The sequence below is a fragment of the Snodgrassella sp. B3837 genome (assembly GCF_026535955.1).
Taxonomy (GTDB): domain Bacteria; phylum Pseudomonadota; class Gammaproteobacteria; order Burkholderiales; family Neisseriaceae; genus Snodgrassella; species Snodgrassella alvi_E.
On the sequence record NZ_JAFNPI010000015.1, the window covers coordinates 228,376 to 244,645 of the forward strand.

Annotated in this window: 19 protein-coding genes; 12 read left to right on the forward strand and 7 right to left on the reverse strand. The window is 42.4% G+C overall.

Features of this window, described 5'->3' with window-relative positions; all coding sequences use genetic code 11:
* Window positions 1–2: 2 nt before the first annotated feature.
* Window positions 3–1,382 (forward strand): Re/Si-specific NAD(P)(+) transhydrogenase subunit beta, encoded by a 1,380-nt coding sequence (pntB, locus tag J3U67_RS06195; protein WP_267404298.1) that lies wholly within the window; start codon window positions 3–5, stop codon window positions 1,380–1,382.
* 165 nt (window positions 1,383–1,547) lie between these two features.
* Here the strand turns inward: pntB and mog are convergent, their stop codons facing one another.
* Window positions 1,548–2,123 (reverse strand): molybdopterin adenylyltransferase, encoded by a 576-nt coding sequence (gene mog, locus J3U67_RS06200; RefSeq protein ID WP_267404300.1) that lies wholly within the window; start codon window positions 2,121–2,123, stop codon window positions 1,548–1,550.
* 68 nt (window positions 2,124–2,191) lie between these two features.
* Here mog and moaC point away from each other — a divergent pair, with 68 nt between their 5' ends.
* Both moaC and J3U67_RS06210 read left to right on the forward strand, forming a co-directional pair.
* Entirely contained in the window at window positions 2,192–2,677 is a 486-nt protein-coding gene (gene moaC / locus J3U67_RS06205; RefSeq protein WP_267390562.1) for a cyclic pyranopterin monophosphate synthase MoaC, read from the forward strand.
* A gap of 1,234 nt (window positions 2,678–3,911) precedes the next feature.
* Entirely contained in the window at window positions 3,912–4,667 is a 756-nt protein-coding gene (locus J3U67_RS06210; RefSeq protein ID WP_267390561.1) for an XRE family transcriptional regulator, read from the forward strand.
* Window positions 4,668–5,236: 569 nt separating this feature from the next.
* Here J3U67_RS06210 and J3U67_RS06215 read toward each other — a convergent pair.
* Window positions 5,237–5,509 (reverse strand): DksA/TraR family C4-type zinc finger protein, encoded by a 273-nt coding sequence (locus J3U67_RS06215; RefSeq protein ID WP_267390560.1) that lies wholly within the window; start codon window positions 5,507–5,509, stop codon window positions 5,237–5,239.
* A gap of 690 nt (window positions 5,510–6,199) precedes the next feature.
* Between J3U67_RS06215 and J3U67_RS06220 the strand changes: the two genes are divergently transcribed.
* Window positions 6,200–6,529, forward strand: a complete 330-nt coding sequence (locus tag J3U67_RS06220) for a four-helix bundle copper-binding protein (protein WP_267390559.1) — start codon at window positions 6,200–6,202, stop codon at window positions 6,527–6,529.
* A 186-nt stretch (window positions 6,530–6,715) separates the two neighbouring features.
* Here the strand turns inward: J3U67_RS06220 and dapB are convergent, their stop codons facing one another.
* Both dapB and J3U67_RS06230 read right to left on the reverse strand, forming a co-directional pair.
* The gene (gene dapB / locus J3U67_RS06225) at window positions 6,716–7,528 is read right to left on the reverse strand and encodes a 4-hydroxy-tetrahydrodipicolinate reductase (protein WP_267404302.1); all 813 of its coding nucleotides are present in this window, start codon (window positions 7,526–7,528) and stop codon (window positions 6,716–6,718) included.
* 4 nt (window positions 7,529–7,532) lie between these two features.
* Complete coding sequence (locus J3U67_RS06230) at window positions 7,533–7,913, reverse strand: outer membrane protein assembly factor BamE (protein ID WP_267404304.1); 381 nt, start codon at window positions 7,911–7,913, stop codon at window positions 7,533–7,535.
* Between the two features lie 129 nt (window positions 7,914–8,042).
* On the opposite strand from J3U67_RS06230, the gene fur reads away from it, so the two are divergent.
* Genes fur through dapD form a run of 3 tightly spaced genes read left to right on the forward strand, consistent with a single transcriptional unit; the run spans window position 8,043 to window position 10,114 of the window.
* Complete coding sequence (gene fur, locus J3U67_RS06235; protein ID WP_100140327.1) at window positions 8,043–8,477, forward strand: ferric iron uptake transcriptional regulator; 435 nt, start codon at window positions 8,043–8,045, stop codon at window positions 8,475–8,477.
* Between the two features lie 24 nt (window positions 8,478–8,501).
* Window positions 8,502–9,266: a leucyl/phenylalanyl-tRNA--protein transferase gene (aat, locus tag J3U67_RS06240; protein ID WP_267404306.1), complete on the forward strand. Its 765-nt coding sequence runs from the start codon at window positions 8,502–8,504 to the stop codon at window positions 9,264–9,266.
* A gap of 29 nt (window positions 9,267–9,295) precedes the next feature.
* Window positions 9,296–10,114: a 2,3,4,5-tetrahydropyridine-2,6-dicarboxylate N-succinyltransferase gene (gene dapD / locus J3U67_RS06245; RefSeq protein ID WP_267404308.1), complete on the forward strand. Its 819-nt coding sequence runs from the start codon at window positions 9,296–9,298 to the stop codon at window positions 10,112–10,114.
* Between the two features lie 106 nt (window positions 10,115–10,220).
* Here the strand turns inward: dapD and J3U67_RS06250 are convergent, their stop codons facing one another.
* The 3 genes from J3U67_RS06250 to J3U67_RS06260 all read right to left on the reverse strand — a co-directional run bounded on the left by J3U67_RS06250 (window position 10,221) and on the right by J3U67_RS06260 (window position 11,323).
* Window positions 10,221–10,514 carry a hypothetical protein gene (locus J3U67_RS06250; protein ID WP_100140324.1) on the reverse strand — a complete coding sequence of 98 codons (294 nt, stop codon included), beginning with the start codon at window positions 10,512–10,514 and terminating at the stop codon, window positions 10,221–10,223.
* Window positions 10,515–10,922 carry a phage holin family protein gene (locus J3U67_RS06255; protein ID WP_100151695.1) on the reverse strand — a complete coding sequence of 136 codons (408 nt, stop codon included), beginning with the start codon at window positions 10,920–10,922 and terminating at the stop codon, window positions 10,515–10,517.
* 86 nt (window positions 10,923–11,008) lie between these two features.
* A complete protein-coding gene (locus tag J3U67_RS06260; RefSeq protein WP_100140529.1) occupies window positions 11,009–11,323 on the reverse strand; it encodes a DUF883 family protein in 315 nt (104 codons plus the stop codon).
* A 224-nt stretch (window positions 11,324–11,547) separates the two neighbouring features.
* On the opposite strand from J3U67_RS06260, the gene J3U67_RS06265 reads away from it, so the two are divergent.
* The 5 genes from J3U67_RS06265 (at window position 11,548) to J3U67_RS06285 (ending at window position 15,949) form a co-directional block, all read left to right on the forward strand.
* Complete coding sequence (locus J3U67_RS06265; RefSeq protein ID WP_267404310.1) at window positions 11,548–12,411, forward strand: phosphoribosylaminoimidazolesuccinocarboxamide synthase; 864 nt, start codon at window positions 11,548–11,550, stop codon at window positions 12,409–12,411.
* A gap of 333 nt (window positions 12,412–12,744) precedes the next feature.
* A complete protein-coding gene (locus tag J3U67_RS06270; protein ID WP_267404312.1) occupies window positions 12,745–13,494 on the forward strand; it encodes an NADPH-dependent oxidoreductase in 750 nt (249 codons plus the stop codon).
* 618 nt (window positions 13,495–14,112) lie between these two features.
* Complete coding sequence (locus J3U67_RS06275) at window positions 14,113–14,913, forward strand: polyamine aminopropyltransferase (RefSeq protein ID WP_267404314.1); 801 nt, start codon at window positions 14,113–14,115, stop codon at window positions 14,911–14,913.
* Between the two features lie 59 nt (window positions 14,914–14,972).
* Window positions 14,973–15,308, forward strand: a complete 336-nt coding sequence (locus J3U67_RS06280; RefSeq protein ID WP_100157224.1) for a (2Fe-2S) ferredoxin domain-containing protein — start codon at window positions 14,973–14,975, stop codon at window positions 15,306–15,308.
* Window positions 15,309–15,313: 5 nt separating this feature from the next.
* Window positions 15,314–15,949 carry an alpha/beta hydrolase gene (locus tag J3U67_RS06285; RefSeq protein ID WP_267404317.1) on the forward strand — a complete coding sequence of 212 codons (636 nt, stop codon included), beginning with the start codon at window positions 15,314–15,316 and terminating at the stop codon, window positions 15,947–15,949.
* The last annotated feature ends 321 nt before the right edge of the window (window positions 15,950–16,270 follow it).

The following is a 16,270-nucleotide window of genomic DNA, read 5'->3' on the forward strand; positions in this document are numbered from 1 at the left end:
GGATGTCTCAAGGTATTGTAACTGCTGCCTACATCGTTGCCGCCGTATTGTTTATTTTAAGTCTGGCTGGATTATCGCAGCAGGAAAGTGCTAAACGTGGCTGCTATATGGGTATTGCGGGCATGGCCATTGCCCTGCTGGCTACTGCATTCAGTCAGGATGCGCACGGGCTGGGTTGGGTTATCATTGCCATGGTAATTGGCGCAGCAGTTGGCCTGCAACAGGCCAGAAAAGTAGAAATGACCCAAATGCCGGAGCTGATAGCCATGCTGCACAGCTTTGTGGGCCTGGCTGCTGTACTGGTTGGTTTTAACAGCTATATCGACCCGCACGATGTTGATACAGATATGTTCACCATTCACTTGATAGAAGTGTTTCTTGGTGTATTTATCGGTGCTGTCACTTTCAGCGGCTCATTAGTGGCGTGGGCCAAGCTGAATGGAAAAATGGCAAGCAAACCTTTGCAACTGCCGCACCGCCATCTGCTCAATCTGGGGGCACTGGTGTTGTCGTTTCTGTTGTTGCTGTGGTTTGTCGGTGCCGGAGGTTCTGGGTTTGCATTGATTGTCATGACACTGATCGCGCTTGCTTTTGGTTATCATCTGGTGGCTTCAATCGGCGGTGCTGATATGCCGGTAGTGATTTCTATGCTCAATTCGTACTCCGGTTGGGCTGCAGCTGCTGCTGGTTTTATGCTTAACAATGATTTACTGATTGTAACCGGTGCTCTGGTAGGTTCTTCCGGTGCCATCCTGTCGTATATTATGTGTCAGGCGATGAACCGTAAGTTTCTGGCAGTAATAGGCGGAGGATTTGGTTCGGCTCCAGTGGCTGCTGGTACCGACCAAACCCCTGCCGGTGAAGTACAGGAAATCAGACCGGAACAAGTAGCTGAAACTCTTAAAAACGCTCATAGTGTTATCATCACACCGGGCTATGGCATGGCGGTGGCTCATGCTCAAAATGCTGTGGCAAGTATTACTGCTAAACTGCGCCAGCAGGGGGTAAATGTTCGTTTTGGCATCCATCCTGTAGCTGGTCGTCTGCCAGGACACATGAATGTGCTGCTGGCTGAAGCCAAAGTACCGTATGATATCGTACTGGAAATGGATGAAATCAATGATGATTTCAGCGATACCGATGTAGTACTGGTTATTGGTGCCAATGATACTGTTAATCCGGCCGCGGTCACCGACCCAAACAGCCCGATTGCCGGTATGCCGGTGTTGCACGTATGGGAAGCGAAAAACGTAATTGTGTTTAAGCGTTCGATGCAGTCAGGCTATGCGGGCGTAGATAATCCACTGTTTTATGAAGAAAATGTTCGCATGTGCTTTGGTGATGCCAAGGCGACACTGGATGAAGTGGATAAAAACATCTAATCAAAAAAAACAGTCCGGATTTTTCCGGACTGTTTTTTCTTATTCAAGCACCGCCTTTTCTAACAGGTTAGAGGGGTGAATCTTTACTTTCCAAAATAGTGGCTTATTCATGAAAAAAATACAATCTGCTCACATAAAGCAAGCAGACATAATCATGTATGCTGATCAGCGTTTAGGCATCACTACCGGACAAAAATCGGCATCGGTGTGAATCAATGGGCCGCCCACAGCGTCCACTGCAATCGGTACTGAAGCAAAAATACCCGGAATCAGCGTTTTACCACTTTCATCCTTAACACCGCCCAGTGTTTCCGCAATGGCAGAAGGTTTACCCGGAAGATTCAGTATAAGACTGCTACCACGTAATACCCCTACCTGACGCGATAAAATAGCAGTGGGTGTGAAGTGTAGGCTAATTTGCCGCATCAGTTCTCCAAAACCCGGGATCACACGATCAGCTATGGCCAGCGTAGCTTCCGGCGTAACATCGCGTAAATACGGACCGGTACCGCCGGTAGTGAGTATTAGTGGGCAGATTTCCTTATCGGCTAGCTGAATTAATTTTGCTTCAATCAAAGGCTGCTCATCTGGTATCAGATGCTCTACTAGCTCCAATGGATTCAGTACAGCTCGTTGCAACCATTTTTTTAGCTCTGGCAAACCTTGATCCACATACACACCTCGGGAAGCACGGTCACTTATCGAGACCAATCCAATTTTCAATAAAGGCAACGCATCCATAGTTAGATCCACAGCATCCAAAAGGCAAATATTGTAATATAGACATTTTAGCATGTCAGTGAAGCAAGATGATTTCAGACGAATTAACTCATTTCAATAATCGTGGTGAAGCGCATATGGTCGATGTTGGTGGCAAACCTCATAGCAAACGCATGGCCATTGCCAGCGGTAAAATCACGGTGAATGAAACTGCATATAATAAAATATTGGCTGGCGACAGCAAAAAAGGCGATGTATTGGGTATTGCTCGAATTGCCGCTATACAGGGTGCCAAGCAGACCAGTAGCCTTATTCCGCTATGCCATCCCATAGCGTTGACTAAAGTTAACGTGGATTTCTCCCTTAACAACATCGAGCGCAGCATCACCATCTGTGTGCAAACCGAAAATACTGGTCAAACGGGCGTGGAAATGGAAGCTTTAACCGCTGCCAGCGTTGGTTTGTTAACCATTTACGACATGCTTAAGGCTGTCGACCGCAGTATGGAAATTAGTCATATTTGCCTACAACACAAAGAAGGCGGGCAGTCTGGACTCTGGCAGCGCCACTCTTAAAATGTGTTTCTATTTATTCTCGGGATTTTTTAGGCTAAAAATGCCAGCGCCAGTGTGGTAGTCTCAAAAAAACGACTTAATCTGTTTCATTTTGTCACAGAGAAAACCATGCGTTCACTAGTTGGCTAACGCAAAAACAACTCTGTATAGAGCTCGTAATCTAAAAAATAGGTACAGAATTCGCCAGTAAGAAAAGTTAACAATTTTCATTTTCTAAAGCTTTAGTCGTTTTTAACTTTAAATTAATTACCTTTATCATTTCACACTAAGGTGGATTAAGTCCGTATTTTAAGTGCAATTATGAGTTTAATCGCCTGATAGCAGATTCAATTCAGAATTCAAGCGCAAAAATATGTCTATCATAATTCTTTTGACGATTTAAATAAAATTTAATATTTTATATTTTTACATGAAATAATGAAGTTTAAATTTATAATATTAAAATTAATGATGAAAATTGAAATATGCTATATAAATTAATTTAGCATAAAAAATTGATAATATTATTAATGATAAAAAGCGTTTTATTTACAAATTAAAATTAAGAAATAGTTTCAAGTTTTTTATTATAGAATTGAAGTTATATTTAAATGGCCGTAAACTTTGTCAGAAATGATTGGCAGAAAAATATACAAAAGAGCAGTTTTAGATTTATAAATTTTAATTAAAATGGAAAAAATCAATGTTTATTACCAAAATAGTATTAAAAGCAGTTATATTACTGGATTAGAAAATTAGTATTAAATTTAACATAGATTCACATGCAGAGACTTGTCAAGAGGCAATTGAATTCAGGAATATTGCCCTGCGATAGTGAAAATACAACTGAGGCAATAAATACCTTACCATTTTAACCTGTGGTTAGGCGCAAATTTACTTATGTCAGAGCATTTCCTTACACATGACAACATGGTATCATCAGCCCATACCCGATAAAGACACTAATATTGTGCTGCACTCGTGCTATTTATAGTATTAAATGCTATATCTGTAAGCTTAAATAGCAACTTTAGCTTATTTTTAATGTTAGCTTGAAATATATTTAATGTGTTGAGATGCAACTCCTAATATATTGGCATGCTAAATTATATAGCAAAAGTTATTTTTAGCAAGGTTTAATTTAAATTGGTATAGATAATTGTTGTATTTGATTAAGCTTTGAATTGTAAACGATTGTTTAGCAATATATTTTAAATTTAACTTTGCACGATTTTTATTTGAAGGTAATTCCAATATGGAAAATTTTAACGTCGGCTTTGCCTCAAGAATGCAAGAAGTAGTGGATATTCTTGGGAGCGTTTCAGAGTTATCCAGACGAGTAGAGGTGGCCTATCCAACTGCCTCAAAATGGGTGAAAGAAGGTGCCGAGCCTAGTACAACCAATCTGATTAAAATAGCGCGCGTTGCGCAAGTAAAGCTTGAATGGCTGGCAACCGGCAAAGGCAGCAAAATCGAACTGGATGGTTATAGCGAACAAGCTGATTTTTGCGCAAAACTGTCCAATCCGCTGGCTATGAATGCCACCATCAGTGAAGCTGGCTGTGAGTATATTCTACCAGTTAATGAAGTACATGCTCGTGATTTTGCTTTTATACCGGTTTGCTCCATTCAGAATGCAGATGATGTTGAAAGCAAAGAGAGCAAAATAGCATGTACTATTGCTTTTAACCGTAACTGGTTGGAAAACACCCTGAATATCGATCCACAGAAACTCAGCACGATGGTTGTTAAAGATGACAGCATGGCTGGTGTGCTTAATGATGGCGATCATGTATTAATTAATCATAGTAAAAAAGCCGGTGGTGATGGCTTGTATGTTTTGCGCATAGGCAAAAATATTTTGGTGAAACGCACCCAGCTCAAGCCAAACAACCAGTTATTAGTTACATCAGCAAACAGTGCCTATGAGCCATTCAATATTGATTTAACAGATAGTGAACAGGATTTTGAAATTATCGGTAAAGTAGAATGGTTTGGCCGCAAAATCTAAACCATACCGTAATCTAAATCTGATATCTGCCTGCAATCAGGTACCAATAGTAAATATGGTGATACGATAAAAACCGTTGCAAATGTGCTAAGTTTGTTTTGTATTTCTTTTCACCAAGAAATTAGCTAGCTGTCGTTACTGTATACTGTACTGCCAGAGAAACAGAAAGCTACTGATAAAAAATATAGCGTAGTAGAACGGCAAATAATATCGGTCATCTTTGTTTATGGATTTTTTCAGACAGATAAAATGAAAATAAATCCTGATTCGGCCTGTTCGTTTAAACAAATAATTCGAAGCATAGACAATTAGCCACACAGTCAGCACAAGTGCCTTGAGCACGTTCACATTGCTGATTGTGTGAGGCAAAATACTAAGCACAATTCCATTTTAATACCTACTGAACAACTGAAAATACGCTCAAATGTATTTGCAAAATGAGACAAAATTAACTGCTACTCCGAATTTTTATTACCGCTTCAGCTTACTAAAACAAATGCTGCTAAATTTCAGAATAATTATCTAAATCGAAAGACGTTCTATTTTGCAGTACGCTACTTCATTGCCACTCAGCGCAACTGACTGTCTTTACTGCCACGTCGGTTATACAAACTGAACGTTTTTTGCATTTCCTTATCTCGTTCTGCCTGACATTCCACACAAAAACGCACACCTTTTAAAACCTGACGGCGAGCTAGCGGAATAGCTTCACCGCATTCTTCACAAAATTCTGCACTTTCTGCCGCCTGATCCATTTGCTGCCGAACATGATTGATAGCGTCTGCGATGGTACTTTCAATTTGCTGATTGACTGCATCATCTGAAGCCCAGCCACTTGCCATAATAAACTCCTATAAATTACAGGATATAAATATAGGGTTATGCATCTGTTTTTCAATATAATGCTGATTAATATAGATATTTTTTAAAGATAATGATAGATATCATTTTCAGGTTGCATAGTTGAAGATTGGCAGCCATTCTCAATTATGTGAATGCTTGTTTCCATCAGATTTTTTAAGCAATAGTAAATATTAATTGCAAATGGTTTTGTTATAAGAAAACGTATTTAAATTACATATTTATTTAAACTAGATACATGATCTGCACCAAACCTAAAAATGCAACGTAATTGCGAAACCAGATGAGCAGTGTAAAAAATATAAATTCTAATGCGTTAAATTTTCAGTATGATAATGTCTTTTCTGGTAAGTACGCTCTGGATTCGATGCTCATGGCGTTTGGGTCTGCCATGAAAAGCTAGGGAAATGGTAACTAGTAAAAATTGCTCATCAGCATTGTTTGCTTGGCTTATAGATAGACAATAATTTTATTTAATATTTATTTAAGCGAGACGGAAGTGGGGGAGAAAATTTGGCAGAGATTGATTAATTGCTGTTAAAACTTAATTTATTCTAGCTAATTCATGATTATATTTACATCGAACCGCATTGCAATATGCGCGATGATTTTATAGACTGATTTTGATTTTCCCTGTTAAATCAATCTATTGTTAAAAAAGGATAATAATTATGGATGCCCGTCAGTTTAAAGAATGCGTAGAAGCATGTAACCGTTGTATTGCTCTGTGTCAGTATTGTTCCACCGCTTGCTTGCAAGAAGATGATGTCAAAATGATGGCGAAATGTATTCATTTAGATATGCAGTGTGCGGCTATGTGTTCTCTGGCGGTAAATTTTATGTGCATGAACAGTCCATTCGTCGTGCAGGTGTGTCAGTTATGTGCTGAGGTTTGCCGCGCCTGTGCGCAGGAATGTGGCCGTTTTAAAATGGATCATTGCCAGCGCTGCGCTGAAGCCTGCACAAATTGTGCTGACAAATGTATGGCTATGGCTGCCTAAATATATAAAAAATCCATTTTACCATTGTCGCCGACAATGGTTTTTTTTTGATTATTAATAAAAAATCTGTTTGTGAGGCTAGGGTGAAATAAAGCGTTTTATTTGACTTAATAGAATGACAGAAGATAAACAAACGGAGTTAGCCTGATTAAAGCTAACCCCGAGATTACATATTCATCAGCTAGATTATTTCAGTCCCAGCACATCTTGCATATCAAAAAGTCCCTGCTCATGCTGGCGCAGCCAGACGGCAGCGCGTACGGCTCCGTTGGCAAAAGTAGCACGGCTGGAAGCTTTGTGGCTAATTTCTACACGTTCACCATCTGTAGCAAATAAGGCAGTGTGGTCGCCAACAATGTCGCCGGCACGGATGGTGGAAAAACCAATAGTCTGCGGGTCACGTGGGCCGGTATGGCCTTCGCGGCTATAGATAGCACAAGTGTTTAGGTCTCGACCCAGTGCATCGGCTATGACCTCGCCCATACGCAATGCTGTCCCGGACGGTGCATCTACTTTATGACGATGATGCGCTTCAATGATTTCGATATCATAGCCCTCGTTTAAAACTCGAGCGGCTGTATTTAATAAAGCAAAGGTAAGGTTGACGCCAACGCTGAAATTGGGTGCAAAGACAATGCCAATTGTTTGCGCTGCGTCACTGATGCGCTGTTTGCCGGCTTCGTCGAATCCGGTAGTGCCGATAACATCCTTTACGCCAAGCCGTTCGCAGATGGCGAGATTACTAAGCGTGGATTCGGGTTTGCTGAAATCTATCAGTACATCGGTATTGTCCAGCACTTTTTCAGGGTCGTGACAAATGCTGACACCCAGTTCCAGCCCAATGGCAAATCCGGCATCCAGCCCGATGGCTGGTGAGCCATTGTGTTCCAGTGCTCCACTTAATACGCAATCGTGACGCTGGCTGATACTCTGAATAAGGGCTCGACCCATACGGCCGTTGGCGCCGGCTACGGCAATTCTCAGGCGGGATGTAGACATACATTTACTCCGATGGGGTGAAGAGTGTTGTGGGCACTGGCTGTGGTTGTGCGGTCAGCGCGTCTCCTTCAGCATGAATTAAGTTGCCATTGGCATCAAAATAAAGGGTGAGTTTCTTTTCTTCTTCCACTTGGCTGGCACGGGTAACTACAAACACATAATCCCAGCGATTGGCATGAAAGGGGTCACGCAGCAACGGTGTACCCAGCAGCATCTGTACCTGTTCGCGGCTCATGCCGGGTTGTAATGAATTCACTACGTTTTGGTCAAGCTCATTACCTTGTACAATTTTCAGTTTGTAGGAAGGAATTTGTGCAAGTTTGGCTGTGGTGCAGGCACTTAGGCCCAGTATGGCCACGGCCAGCAGGCAGTAGATTTTTTTCATGCTGATACCTCGGAGCTGGGACGAAACAGTTAGCAATGGCGGTGGCGACATTGTATGACACCGAGTGGGCAATTGCCTTAAAAGTGCGTATTATAGCGAGTATTATCAGCTAGTGGTGAAATAAGCATCATGAATAACAATGTAGCTCAACTGAAAGATAACGGTTTAAAGGTGACAGGCCCCAGACTGAAGATTCTGGAGCTATTTGAATCGCAGCCCGAACAACACCTAAGTGCGGAAGATGTATATCGTCGTCTGCTGGATGAAGGTGTGGAAATTGGTGTGGCTACTATCTATCGTGTTCTGACACAGTTTGAACAGGCCAATATTCTGCTGCGCCATCATTTTGAAACCGGCAAGGCAGTTTATGAACTAAACCGTGGCGGCCACCATGATCATCTGGTGTGTATTAAATGTGGCAAAGTTACTGAATTTTGTAGTGAAGAAATTGAAAAGCTACAAAAGAAAATTGCCGACGATAATGGCTATCGTATTGTTGACCATGCCTTATATATGTATGGGGTATGCAGTGAGTGTCAGCAATTTGACACTAAATATCTGTAAATAATTCTGACAGGACTGTCTAGTATGAGTCAGACTGCTTATCGGCCGATTATTCCGCAACTGAGTAGCACCAATCTGGATTTTCCCGATTTAGAAACCGCTCAGCGCGAGCGTGATGGTCTGGTAGCGATTGGCGGCGGTTTACAGCCGGCAAGAATACTGGCTGCATACCGACAAGGTATTTTTCCGTGGTATGGCTCGGATGAGCCTATCATGTGGTGGTCCTTCGCGCAGCGAATGGTACTGTTTCCGGATGAGCTGAAAATTAGCCGCTCACTGGCTAAAAATCTGCGCAATAAGTCTTATGCTGTAACCATGAATTATGCTTTCCGGCAGGTGCTGAGCAACTGTGCTCAGACACCGCGTCCCGGACAGAACGGTACATGGCTGGTACCCGAAATGCAATATGCTTATCGTGCGTTGTATCAGATGCAACATGCATGTTCATTTGAATGCTGGTATCAGCATGCCGACGGGCAGCCTTATCTAGCCGGTGGATTGTATGGTGTTTTGATTGGGCGTGTTTTTTATGGCGAATCCATGTTTGCCCATGCGTCGGATGCTTCCAAAATTGCCTTTGTGCATGCAGTGCACTATCTACAGCAGCAAGGTGTACCCTTGATTGATTGTCAGGTGTATACCAGCTATCTGGCCAGCTTTGGCGGACGCGAAATTCCGTTTGCCGATTTTTTGGCTTGTCTGCGTCAATATAATCCCCAATCTTTGCCACAGCCGCCTGAACCGCGTTTGCTGGCCGGCAATGGTGTTGTTCCGTTGCCCATTACCTGAACTGAATCATTGATGATAGGAATTGTTTTATGTCTTTACAACAAGTGATAGAAACTGCGTTTGATAATCGTGCTGAAATCACGCCGGCATCGGTATCAGCCGAAGTGAAAGAAGCAGTAAATGAAACCTTGCAGCAATTGGATAGTGGCCACCTGCGTGTGGCTGAGAAGCAGGAGAATCAGTGGCAGGTAAATGAATGGGCTAAAAAGGCTGTGTTGCTGTCTTTCCGTATCAGTGACAATGTGGTTACCGATGATGGGGTGGGTCGCTATTTTGATAAAGTGCCAACCAAATTTGCTCAGTGGGGTGAGGCTGACTTTCAGCAGGCAGGTTTTCGTGCGGTACCGGGTGCGGTAGTGCGTGCCGGCAGCCATATCGGTAAAAATGTGGTACTGATGCCTTCATTTGTGAACATCGGTGCGTTTGTTGATGACGGTACGATGGTAGACACTTGGGCTACGGTAGGCTCTTGTGCTCAGATTGGTAAGCATGTTCATTTGAGTGGTGGTGTTGGTATCGGTGGGGTGCTTGAGCCATTGCAAGCGGCACCTACTATTATTGAAGATAATTGCTTTATCGGTGCACGTAGTGAGATTGTTGAAGGCGTGATTGTCGAAGAAGGCAGTGTAATTTCCATGGGTGTATTCATTGGACAATCTACTAAAATCTACGACCGTGAAAGCGGTGAAATTACCTATGGCCGTGTACCTGCTGGTTCGGTGGTGGTGTCCGGCAGTCTGCCGGCAAAAGATGGCAGCCATAGCCTGTATTGTGCTGTGATTGTAAAGAAAGTAGATGCAAAAACTCGTGCTAAAACCAGTGTGAATGAACTTTTACGCGGAATTTAATTTTTTCTTTTGCAATAACAAATCCTCTTACGCACCGTAAGAGGATTTGTTTTGGATGGTGGCAGCGAGCATACCATCAAAATTCAGTCGTAAAGAATCTGTGTATTTATTGCTGACGAAGAGACTGACTGATTTTACTAGCGATAAGGGTAGCAGTTGTTAATAAGGCACCGACCAGAATTTTGTTTCGCCAGCGTCTGGGTTTATTGGCCAATTTCAATGCCAGACTGCCAGCTGGAATTTTGTCTACTATATTCAGTGAGCGCTGCCACAAGTTTGATTTGCTAGTGGAGTGGCCATTTTTCAATTGTTCTGCCATTAATTTCAACCGTGCACTCTGTGCCTGAAGATTCAGCAGTTCACGCTGCTGGGCAAGATTCAGTTTGTCGGATTTACTCATTTATTGCTCTCCGTCAATTCTGCTATGGCTGCCACCTTTCAGGTAGCTGATATCTTCTGTAATAGCTGACAGGGTCTGCGTCATAAACTGACTTTGTTTGCGTATAAGTTTTACTATAACGATAGTCAGCAATAAGATTAACAATAAAAACAATATGGCCAGACCAAAAAACACCCAAACCTTAGTTTCCGGCTCCAATACTGCATTCAGACCAAATAACAGGCTGATAAAGCCGAGAAAAAACATTGCCCCAACCAATACTGCCAGTATCAGCAGTACAATGATGCTTTGTAGTTGGGCAATGGCATCCAGACGCAGCATGCGCAGACGAATCCACAGCAGTTCACTGCCATAAGCAAGCCAGATTTTTAGCTGACGCAAATCGCGGCCAATATTGCCAATACTCATGCAATGGTATCCGTTAAAAATTGAATAATATTCAGGCAAGCGGTGAAATTACCGGATTGCCTGAATGGAGACTATGCTGGTAATGATTAGCCGCGACAGCGTCCGAGCAAAATGCCGGCAATAAAGCCTGCAGCGGCAGCGATCCCCATTGCATAATAAGGCTGTTCACGAACCAGCTCATCTGTGCGTTCAGCTGTGGCGCGGGCTTTGTCGGCAATGGTGCTTTCCAGCTCACTTAATTTGGATTTGGTATTACCCAGTTTCTTGCGCAACTGGTCTTTCAGTGCTTTGGCCTGATCTGAACCGTTGTCGCCAGCTTTTTCATATAAATCTTCTACTTCATCCAGTACTGAACGTACTTCTCTCATAAGATCTTTTTTCTGTGCATCAAAATCAGCCATGGTCATTCTCCTTCCAGTGGGCATGAAAAAATATCAGAAAGTTTAAAATTTGCAGCCAATTTTTAAAAACCGATTACTGCATACAGAGTGCCTGCTTGGGGGCAATATCGGTTAAAATAAATTTGGCTGCTAACATCTGTTTCACAATGTCTACCTTAGCACAAGGATATGCATTTGCACAGATATTAATATATTAGCAATAAACTGCTGCATGGGAATGAAAGATGACTGAGCTGGGACTGAAAAAAATATATTCGGGTAAAGTACGCGATTTATATGAGATTGACGCGCAGCGTATGCTGATGGTGGCGACAGATCGCTTATCTGCTTTTGATGTAATTTTACCTGAACCTATAACAGGAAAAGGTGAAATTCTTACTCAGATTTCAAATTTCTGGTTTAATAAACTGAAGCATATCATGCCCAATCACTTTACCGGTGAGACGGTTTATGATGTATTGCCACACCAAGAAGCAGAAAAATTGGCCAAAAGGGCAGTGGTAGTAAAAAAACTAACACCATTGAAAATTGAAGCGATTGTCAGAGGCTATCTCTCTGGTAGCGGTTGGCGTGATTACCAGCGAACAGGCGCCGTATGTGGTATTAAACTACCTGCTGGTCTGCTTGAGGCTGAAGCGTTGCCGCAAGTGATTTTTACTCCGTCCAGCAAGGCGGCTGTTGGAGACCATGATGAGAACATCACTCTGGCAGAATGTATTTCACTACTGGGCGAAGAGCTCACTAAGCAGGTCAGCACTAAAGCGATTGAGCTGTATACTGAAGCTGCAGCCTATGCCAGAAGTAAAGGCATTATCATTGCAGATACCAAATTTGAGTTTGGTGTGGATGAAAATGGTGCTTTAACGTTGATGGATGAAGTGCTCACACCAGATTCTAGTCGTTTCTGGTCAGTGGAAAATTATCAGGTAGGCACCAATCCGCCCTCTTTTGATAAACAGTTTATTCGTGATTGGCTGGTCGCATCTGGGTGGAACAAGCAGCCTCCTGCTCCGCACATACCGCCAGAGATTATCGCTAAAACATTGGCTAAATATCAGGAAGCACTGCATTTACTTGCCGGACAATAAACAAATTAAAGGGCAGCCAAAAGCTGCCCTTTTGCAATAATATCCAGTTTAGATGTCTAGGTTAGTTTTTGACACATTGGCTGAAACCTATTTTTTATTGCAGCTTATATGACTACAAAGTTGGTAGAAAGCAGAAAGTGCTTATCTTTGTTAACTAAATTCTCTTTTTGAGTGTAAAAAACCGTTCTGAATTTCTTAATAGGAAATAATATTTTAACAGGATTGATATTAATAGTGTGCCAGTAATACTTTACTATCGGTTTTCTCTTTTCAGAGTCCAGACAGATTGTCCTTCATTCTGTACTTAACTACCAATCATGCTAAGGGGAACTAATGAATATTTCTGCCACAGAAGAATTATTGTTACAACGGCGTACTGTACGCAGTTTCAAAGATCAAACACTGACTGATGAACAATATACCCGTCTGATGGAGGCAGCACGCTTTGCACCTACATCCGAATTTTTACAGCAATGCTCCATTATCCGGGTTACCGATAGCCATTTGCGTGAACAGATTCGCACTATTTGCCATCTGGATTATGCGGGCGCAAACGGGGACTTACTGGTTTTCGTAGTGGATATGTATCGTAATCATCGCATTCGAGCTCAGCTTGGCCTAGCTGACGATGGCTTAAGTAGTACTGATCTATTTATTCAGGGCATGGAAGATACGCTGATTGCGGCTCAGAACGTGGTTATTGCTGCTGAAAGTATGGGGCTGGGCAGCGTCTATTTGGGTAGCATTCAGAACGATATCCGTCCCATTATTCAGATGCTGAAGCTGCCGAAGCTGACTTTTCCTCTAGTCGGGTTGCAAGTTGGTGTGCCAGAGAAACGGACACAGGTCAAACCGCGGATGCCACTGCCACTTCGTTCTTTTGAAAATCAATATCAGGATGAATTCAATCTTCAGAATTTTGCAGCATATGATGACATTGTCGAAACCTATTATGGACAACGCGATAGTAACCAGCGCATTGATTCATTTACTAAGCAGGTAGCCGATAAACTATCACGTAAACGCTTTAAACGTGATGATATTCTGGCTGTGATACATGAACAGGGATTCTGCCAGTACTAAAACCGATAACTACATTAAAAAAACCTGTTGCAAATTAGATGTAGCAGGTTTTTTCTATGGTTTAATTTGGATTGAGAATAGCTGAAAGCGTTTGAAGAAGTTTATTATCTTTGATATTCAGCAAATGCAGGTGAAATCAACAGAAAATTCATTAGCATTTCTGTTAAAAATAATAGAGTGATAAAACCCTGATAAGCTAATGCATGCGTTACTTGCTAGATTCATAACGGTAGCAACGGAAAATACTTTAACCTTAAACCTAAGGTGATACGCTAAATATGTTAGCATAGGATTGATAAATTAGGGTTTTAACAAATCTTATTCAATGCTCAAGCAACGACATGAAATAAATACCATATTATAAAACACAAAGTCCGCCATACCTATATAATACCTGCTAGAACGGACTCACCATAACACTGCGCATCCAGTCTGATTAATGAGGCTGTGATTATGGATTTATTCAGCTTTGCTGTCAGCTTAATGCTAGTTCAGCGTCCACAGAATGAAGCGGGTAGCATAATGTTCAATTCTATTTAATCTGCTTATGTTTCAGCAAACCATTACTGATCTTGTATCAACAAGCCTCCTATTTGTTATCTGATGATGGAAAACGCTATGCCACAACATCCTTATCGCCGTTTACGTCCCGCACGCCATGAATTACCGGAAGTGGGTATATCCGAATCAGGTAATATACGCTCTCTGCATTTAGGTACACCCACCATACAAAGTTCAATGAATGTGGATTATCCTGCTGAGCTCGTATTGTCTTATAGCCGTGCCATGATGGCGTGGCTATTGTTTGTAGATGAATTGCCACAGCATATTACTCAGATTGGTCTTGGTGGAGGGTCGTTTGCACGTTGGATAGATGCCTATCTGCCTGAAACCCGACAGACAGCAGTAGACATTAATCCACAGGTAATCAGCATTGCTCGCAGTATGTTTGAGCTGCCGTATGAAGGCGATAATTTTGAGATTATTGAGGATGATGGTGCGGAATACGTCAAAGTATTGCGCGGCAATACTGATATTATCCTAGTAGATGGCTTCGATGGTGAGCAGATTATCGATAGTTTGGTTGCCGAACCATTTTTCGCAGATTGTCGGCAGGCACTTAGTGAAAACGGTATATTTGTCACCAACTGGTGGCAGGGGGACAAGCGTTTTCATACTTTCGTGCGTCGCTTATGTGAAGTGTTCGAAAACCGAGTGCTAATGGTACCGGCAGAAACCCACGGCAATATTGCTGTACTTGCTTTTCAGCAGCCACCTTCTATGCGTGAGTGGAGCAAATTAAAAAAACGTGCTCAACAGCGGGCAGACCGTTTTAATCTTGCGTTACCCGCCATGCTGGCCGCGATTAAAGCACAACAGGAAAACCCCAGCCGTCCACTAACATTTAATGATGAATAACCCACACTGGCTCACTTATACAAATAGCCAGCGTGAACAGGCAGATTAAAGGAAAAGATGTGAGTTTTTATGCCAAACATTTGTTTGTCTGCACCAACCGGCGCGACAATCCTTGTCGCCAAAGCTGTGGCGATGATAACGTTGGTGCTGATGCAGTAGATTACCTGAAAGGCCACGCCAAAGCCATGGGACTGATGGGTGTGGGCAAACTGCGCATCAGTAGTGCTGGATGTCTTGGCCGCTGTGATGAAGGGCCAGTCATGGTATTGTATCCACAAGGGCGGTGGTATACCTATGTGGATGAAACTGATTTACAGGAAATTCTGGATGAAGAACTGGCCAACGACCGTGTTGTTACCCGTTTATTATTAGATAAACCCGAAAGTAGTGAGTAAAACAGATGCTAAAGCAACAACCCAATATCTGGATTAATGGGCCGGTTGGCAGACTGGAAACCATTTATTTGCCGGCACAAGGTACAGCACGGGGTGTAGCGGTGATTAATCATCCCAATCCGTTGCAGGGCGGATTAAATACCAACAAAGTTGTGCAAACTGCTGCCAAAGCACTAACCACACTGGGTTTTCATTGTTATCTGCCCAATCTGCGCGGTGTAGGCAATAGCGATGGCGAGCACGACTATGGCCGTGGCGAAGTAGCAGACTGTTTAGCTGTAGTGGATTTTGCACGTACACAGCATCCCGAGGTGACTAAACTGGTATTATCAGGTTTCTCTTTTGGTGGCTATGTGGCCTTATTCAGTGCTCTGACTGCCCGCCCAGATGCCTTACTGCTGTTGGGTCCTGCAATCGGGATGTATACAGTTGATGTACCAGATGCTTATAATTCGGCCACAACCTTGCTGATTCATGGTGAGAAAGACGAAGTGGTGCCGTTGCAGAATAGTATGAACTGGGCTGAAGCCCAGAATTTACCGGTAGTGGTCATACCCGGTTCCGGCCACTTTTTTCACGGTAAGCTGATTGTACTGCGCCAATGGATTGAACGGTTGCTTCCAGCGGTTGTAGCGGAATGATTATCTCTGATTGCTATACAGTATGTAATTATATTATTAGATTGTAATTTATTAAGTGTTCAAGCAAATCGAGCTTTAGTTTTATTTTTAAAAATTAGTTTATGACCACTAATTGTTTTAAATATTAACGGTTATAAAAAATAAGCTAATTAGTTTTAATTCCAATGACATAAAAGGCGTTATTAAAAACGTCTTTTTTATATCATATCTTCAAATTCGTTTAAATTCACCGAAGCTATCATCTTTGCAGACAAATTTGCCAAGCTAGCATTGTGACATACCGCTATTTTTACCAGAGCAGGGCTATAGCCTCTTGTGTCA